Origin of the sequence: Stenotrophomonas pictorum JCM 9942 (assembly GCF_001310775.1) — a bacterium.
GTDB lineage: Bacteria > Pseudomonadota > Gammaproteobacteria > Xanthomonadales > Xanthomonadaceae > Stenotrophomonas > Stenotrophomonas pictorum.
The window spans coordinates 1-4295 of the sequence record NZ_BAZI01000235.1; the positions used below are offsets into that span (position 1 = coordinate 1).

Below are 4295 nucleotides of genomic sequence, written 5' to 3' on the forward strand. Positions count from 1 at the left end.
CACCGGGCGAGGTCGCGCCGGCCATGTCGCCGCCGGACAGCGAACCGGCGGCACCGTTGAAGTCGATACCGGCGACCATCAGCCGCGGCGCGGCCTGGTTGTCACCCACCGGGGCGCCGAAACGCTGGTGGTAGCTGTTGTAACCCACCACCCACTGGTCGACGAACTTCTGCTTGATCCGGGTGTACTCGGCGTTGCGCTGGACATCGCGGCCGATCATCACTGCGCCGATGATTACACCAATGATGACCAGCACCACGGCCATTTCGACCAGCGTGAAGCCGCCTTGGCGGCGGTTGGATCGGATTTGCATTGAAGAGCCCCTTTGGAAGAACCGGTGTGCCCGCTGTTGCTGGCGCGGGTGGTGTGTTTCAGGCGACTAGATACGGGAGCGTCGTAAGACACGCGTAAGAGCTGGGCGAACGCGGGGCGCTGGACTATCTTCTGGGTATTCCCGACAGGTACCTTCCGATGATCCGTAGCGTGCTGTTGCTGGCCATGGCCGTGGTTCCCGCGACGTTCTCATTTGCCGCCGACCGCATCACCGGTACCGGGTTTGCCACCCGTTCGGAGGTCATCGCGCCGCATGCGATGGCGGCGACCTCGCAGCCGCTGGCCACGCAGATCGCGCTGGAGGTGATGAAGTCCGGCGGCTCGGCGGTGGACGCGGCCATCGCCGCCAATGCCGCACTCGGTTTGATGGAGCCGACCGGCAACGGGATCGGCGGGGACCTGTTCGCGATCGTCTGGGATCCGAAGACGCAGAAGCTGTATGGCTACAACGGCTCGGGCCGTTCGCCGCGTTCGTTGACCCTGGCCGAACTCCAGCGCCGGGGACTGAAGGAGATCCCGGCCACCGGGCCGCTGCCGGTATCGGTGCCCGGCACGGTGGATGGCTGGTTCGCGCTGCATGAGCGCTTCGGCCGCAAGCCGATGGCCGACAACCTCGCACCCGCCATCGGCTACGCCCGTGACGGCCATCCGGTGGCGGAGGTGATCGCCTATTACTGGGACCGTTCGGTGCCCAAGCTGTCGTCGTATCCCGGGTTCAAGGAACAGTTCACCATCGACGGTCGCGCCCCGCGCAAGGGCGAGATCTGGCGCAATCCGAATCTGGCCGACACACTGCAGCAGATTGCTGAGGGCGGTCGTGACGCGTTCTACAAGGGGCCGATCGCCCGCACCATCGGCGCCTACTTCAAGGCCAATGGCGGCTATCTCAGCTACGAGGACCTGGCCAGCCACCACGGCGAGTGGGTGGAGCCGGTCAGCAGCAACTACCGGGGATATGACGTCTGGGAACTGCCGCCCAACAGCCAGGGCATCGCCGCGCTGCAGATCCTCAATATCCTGGAGGGCTACGACTTCTCGAAGATCCCGTTCGGCTCGCCCGAACATGTCCACCTGTTCGTGGAGGCCAAGAAACTGGCCTTCGCCGATCGGGCGCGCTTCTATGCCGACCCGGCGTTCTCACCGGCGCCGGTGCAGCGGCTGATTTCCAAGGACTACGCCGCGCAGCGGCGCGCGTTGATCTCGCCAGACAAAGCGTTGACGCAAGTGCAGCCGGGCACGCCCCGTCAGCTGGAGGAGGGCGACACCATCTACATGACCGTGGCCGATGCCGACGGCATGATGGTGTCACTGATCCAGTCCAACTATCGCGGCATGGGCAGTGGCATGGCGCCGCCGGGGCTGGGCTTCATCCTGCAGGATCGTGGCGAGATGTTCGTCCTGCAGAAGGATCATCCCAACGGCTATGCACCCGGCAAGCGGCCGTTCCAGACCATCATCCCGGCGTTCATCACCAAGGACGGCAAGCCCTATGCGAGCTTTGGCGTGATGGGCGGCGCGATGCAGCCACAGGGGCATGCGCAGATCGTGATGAACCTGGTGGATTTCGGCATGAACCTGCAGGAGGCCGGCGATGCCCCGCGCATCCAGCACGAAGGTTCGACCGAGCCGACCGGACAGGCGCTGGCGATGAGCGACGGCGGCGAGGTCAATCTGGAAACCGGGTTCCCGTACGAAACCATCCGCGCGCTGATGCGCAAAGGCCACCGGGTGGTATTCGCCGACGGTCCCTATGGTGGCTATCAGGCGATCCTGCGTGACCCGGACAGCGGGGTGTATTACGGCGCATCGGAGAGCCGCAAGGACGGGCAGGCGGCTGGCTACTGAGTCCGGCTGGGAAGGCCGCCGCCGGCAACGGGCGGGACTGACGGCAGCGCAGGCAAGCGCGCTTGGGGGCTGTCCTCGCAGACACGCAGGCCATGCGTGTCACTGATCCGCCGCCCTGCGTTCCCGGACGGAAAGCGGCGGGCCGCTTTGCTCAGCGATGGCACGCACCGCCCAGGTGTGGGCGCCGCTCAATCACCGCCCACGGTGCGTTCCGCCTTGGCCCGGGCGTCCTCCTGGGCCATCTGTTCGCGTTCTATCCATGCCTCGATGATGTGCCGGGTGCGCTGTGCCAGGCGGCGCTGCCGGTGGTGTTCGGCATCCAGTACCCGGTACAGCGACACCATCACCAGCACCATCAGCAATGCGAAGGGCAGCGCCGCGATGGTGATCATGCTTTGCAATGCGTCCAGTCCGCCGGCCAGCAGTAGGACTGCGGCGATGAGCGCAACGGCCACGCCCCAGACCAGTTTGCGCGACAGCGGCGGGTCGCCGGCTTCGTCAATGGACATGCTGGCCAGCACCAGGACCGCCGAATCGGCCGAGGTAACGAAAAAGATGGTCAGCAGTACCAGCGCAAGGACGGAAAGAAGCAGTGAGGCGGGCAGGCTGTCGAACATCGTGAACAGCACCGTCTCATAGCCGTTGCCCAATGCCTGTACCAGATCGGCATGACCGAACAGCTGCGACCACAGTGCGGTTCCACCGAACACGGAGAACCACAGGAAGCCGAGCAGCGTGGGAGCCAGCACCACGCCCACCACGAATTCCCGCACGCTGCGACCCCGTGAAACGCGCGCGATGAACGAGCCGACGAAAGGCGCCCATGCGATCCACCACGCCCAATAGAAGATCGTCCAGTCCGCCACCCAGGTGCTGCCGGAGAAGGGCGACATGCGCAGGCTCATTGTCACCAGCTGGTTCAGATAGGAGCCCAGCGTGGTGGTGAACGTATCGAAGATGAAGCCGGTGGGGCCGAGCAGCAGCACCGCCGCCAGGGCGAGGTTGAAGTTGGACAGCCACTTGATGCCCCGTTCCACGCCGCTGGCGGTGGAGGCCATGTACAGCACGAACGCCACCACTATCACGGTCAGTTGCAATGGGACGCCGGCACTCACCCCGAACACCCGTTGCAGGCCGGCGGCGATCTGGATGGTGCCAAAGCCCAGTGTCGTGGCTACGCCGATGGCGGTGGCCACCACAGCGGTGATGTTCACCAGCTTGCCGAACCAGCCGCGGTGATGATGTCCGATGACCGGTTGCAGCATGTCGCTGATCAGTCCCCGTCCATTGCGGTTGTACTGGAACCAGGCCATCGCCAGCCCGATCAGCGCATAGATTGCCCACGGGTGCAGGCCCCAGTGGAAGAACGCATAGCGCATCGAAGCGCGCGCCGCGTCCATGCTTTGCGGTGGCAGGCCCTCGGGCGGAGTAACGAAGTGCGAGATCGGCTCGGCGGCACCCCAGAACACCAGGCCGATTCCCATGCCGGCGGCAAACAGCATCGACAGCCAGCTGGCGCGGGAGAAATCCGGTTCGGCATCCTCGCCGCCGATGCGCAGGTTGCCCAGTCGGCCGAAGGCAGATACAGCAGGAACAGCAGCGTCAGAAACACGATCAGCAGATACAGCCAGCCGGCGCCGCGTACCACCTCGGTCAGCGCGGTCTGCACCACCTCGTTGAACGGACCGGGTGCGATACCGGCGATGAGCACCAGCAGGGCAACCAGTGCGATGGAGACACGAAACACCATAAAGGAGCTTCTCCAGTCAAAGGGGATTGAAGGGAGCTGAGCCGGTATCTGCGCAGCAGGGGGTTCTCCGCGGGCAGGCGCGGCAAGGCGCTGCAGGCGAGCCCGGAGTAGGGCCACTGGAATTGGCGCGACGATCATCATGCTACTGAACGGAATGTCACCATTTTGTTAGCGGTCGATGACGGGGCGTGGTGCGGCGGTGACCGGCTGACACGGCACCGTCCTGCGTTGCGCGGCGTTGCGCGGCGTTGCCGATGGGGCGATGAGTCCGCTGCGAGGACATGGCATGGAGTGACGCATCCCAGTCAGGTCACCCTCACCGGGGCAGCGGGTGAGGGTGATCGGGCAAGCCGTGGGACGGGGTGGG

At 65.2% G+C, this 4295-nt stretch carries 2 protein-coding genes and 1 pseudogene; 1 reads left to right on the forward strand and 2 read right to left on the reverse strand.

What is annotated here, in order from left to right:
* A partial coding sequence (locus tag JCM9942_RS11435) for a prepilin-type N-terminal cleavage/methylation domain-containing protein (RefSeq protein WP_157722883.1) occupies nt 1-313 on the reverse strand: 313 nt, incomplete at its 3' end.
* A 158-nt stretch (nt 314-471) separates the two neighbouring features.
* Here JCM9942_RS11435 and ggt point away from each other — a divergent pair.
* Nucleotides 472-2178 carry a gamma-glutamyltransferase gene (gene ggt / locus JCM9942_RS11440; protein WP_054659775.1) on the forward strand — a complete coding sequence of 569 codons (1707 nt, stop codon included), beginning with the start codon at nt 472-474 and terminating at the stop codon, nt 2176-2178.
* Between the two features lie 188 nt (nt 2179-2366).
* On the opposite strand, the pseudogene JCM9942_RS11445 reads toward ggt, so the two are convergent.
* Nucleotides 2367-3928, reverse strand: a pseudogene (locus tag JCM9942_RS11445) (BCCT family transporter).
* Nucleotides 3929-4295: the final 367 nt, after the last annotated feature.